The following is a 2380-nucleotide window of genomic DNA, read 5'->3' as shown; positions in this document are numbered from 1 at the left end:
TCCGCGGTGCCGGGGGGCGGCGCGCCGGGCGTGGTGCCGGGGCGGTAGGCGACCGCGGGGCGGATCAGGTCGGCGAGCCGCTCGAGGATGTCCACGCGCACGGCGCGCCCGCCGCAGACGCGGAAGCCGGCGGCGCGATAGAGCCCCTTGGCGATCTCGGGATCGACCTTGATCGAGGTGCGGCCGGAGCCGGCGAGATGCCCGATCTCGTCGAGGCCGCGCTGCTCGAGGCCGCCGTTCTGCAGGGCCCAGAGCTGGGCGGCCAGCGTCCGCGGCGCCGGCTTGAGCAGGGCCGGCAGGAACAGGTGGTAGGCGCCGAAGCGGACGCCGTGCCGGCGCAGCGCGCCGCGGCCGTCCTGGTCGAGCGTGCGCATCTCCTGCGCCACGCGGGCGCGCTCCAGCACGCCGAGCGCCTCGACGACCTGGAAGCCGATGCCCTTGGCGAGGCCCGTGAGGTCGGCGGCGGTCTCGATCTCGATCAGCGGGCCGAGCAGGCGCGTCACGTGCGCCTTCAGCCAGGCGTCGAGGCGCGCCACCACCTTCTCGCGGGCGGGGCCGGCGAGCGCCTCGTCGGCGAGCAGGCGGATCTGGGGCGCGAAGATCTTGTCGCCGGGGGCGAGCTTGGCCACCGGAGCGCCGGTCCAGCGGATCACGCCGTCGTGGCTCAGCACCAGCGAGGCGTCGGCGGCTGCGGCGAAGCGCTCGGCGCGGGCCTCGATCTCGCCGGCGAGGCCCTTCTCGGCGGCGCTGCGGAGCGTCTTGGCCTCGTGGCCCTCGGCGCTGGCATCGGGCACGAACAGGAAGCCGTGGAGGTGGCCGACATGTTGACCCTCGACGGTCACGTCACCGTCGGGGGTAATCTGGGCTTCGAGCATCGTGTTCTCTCTCAGGCGCCGCATCAGGACGCTGGTGCGCCGATCGACGAAGCGGCTCGCGAGGCGTTCGTGCAGGGCGTCGGACAGCCTGTCCTCTACCCGACGCGTCTCGCCCTGCCAATGTTCCGGATCGCGAAGCCAATCGGGGCGGTTGGCGACGAAGGTCCAGGTGCGCCCGTGGGCGATCCGGCGCGACAGGGTCTCGATGTCGCCGTCGGTGCGGTCGATCATCGCCACCTGCTCGGCGAACCAGGTGTCGGGGATGCGACCGGCCATGCCCTTCATCAGGAAGCGGTAGAGCTCGGCCACCAGGTCGGCATGCACCTGCGGGTGGACCTTGCGGTAGTCCGGCACGCCGCAGACGTCCCACAGGCGGCGCACCGCGGACTGGCTCCGCGACAGGTCGCGGATGTCGTCCTCCTTCATCAGGATCTCGAGGGCCTGCTGGTCCTCGCCCATCGGCGCCCGCGTCAGGCCGGGCTCGCTCGGATGCACGTCGAGGCTCGCCTGCAGCGCCTCGAGGGAGCCGTAGTCGAGGTCCGGGTTGCGCCATTGCAGGATGCGCAAGGGGTCGAAATCGTGGTTCTCCAGCCGCTCGATCATCTCGGGCTCGAACGGGCGGCAGCGCCCGGTCGAGCCGAAGGTGCCGTCCGAGAGGTGGCGCCCGGCGCGGCCCGCGATCTGCCCGAGCTCGGCGGGCGTCAGCTTGCGGAAGCGGGTCCCGTCGTACTTCCAGGTGGCGGCGAAGGCGACGTGGTCGACGTCGAGGTTGAGGCCCATCCCGACGGCGTCGGTGGCGACGAGATAGTCGACGTCGCCGGACTGGTAGAGCTCGACCTGCGCGTTGCGGGTGCGCGGCGAGAGCGCGCCGAGCACCACGGCGGCGCCGCCGCGCTGGCGCCGGATCAGCTCGGCGATGGCGTAGACCTCCTCGGCCGAGAACGCGACGATCGCGGTGCGCCGCGGCATCCGCCCGAGCTTCTTCTCGCCGGCATAGGTCAGCGTCGACAGGCGCGGGCGCGTGGTGGTGTGGACGTTGGGGATCAGCGCCCGCACCAGAGGCAGGATCGTCGAGGAGCCGATCAGCAGGGTCTCCTCGCGGCCGCGCTGGTTCAGCAGGCGGTCGGTGAAGACGTGGCCGCGGTCCATGTCGGCGGAGAGCTGAATCTCGTCGATCGCCACGAAGGCGACGTCGAGGTCGCGCGGCATCGCCTCGATGGTGGAGATCCAGTAGCGCGGCCGGTCCGGCTTGATCTTCTCCTCGCCGGTGACCAGCGCGACCTTGTCGACGCCGACGCGGGCCACGACCCGCAGGTAGACCTCGCGGGCGAGCAGCCGCAGCGGCAGGCCGATCATCCCGGTGGGATGGGCCAGCATGCGCTCGATCGCCAGGTGCGTCTTGCCGGTGTTGGTCGGCCCCAGCACCGCCGTGACCCCGCGCGCGCGGGCCGAGGGCGGAAGGGAGCGGCGGTGCTGGAGGATCGGAGCAATCCCTTCGGCGCTGG

Annotated in this window: 1 protein-coding gene; it reads right to left on the bottom strand. The window is 72.4% G+C overall.

Going from position 1 to position 2380, the window contains the following annotated elements; all coding sequences use genetic code 11:
- A partial coding sequence (locus FV223_RS25520) for a helicase-related protein (RefSeq protein ID WP_348644828.1) occupies positions 1-2300 on the bottom strand: 2300 nt, incomplete at its 3' end.
- Positions 2301-2380: the final 80 nt, after the last annotated feature.

It is taken from the genome of Methylobacterium sp. WL116, from assembly GCF_008039455.1.
GTDB lineage: Bacteria > Pseudomonadota > Alphaproteobacteria > Rhizobiales > Beijerinckiaceae > Methylobacterium.
Note: the sequence above shows the minus strand (reverse complement) of the source record. Positions and strands in the feature narration are given on the sequence as shown.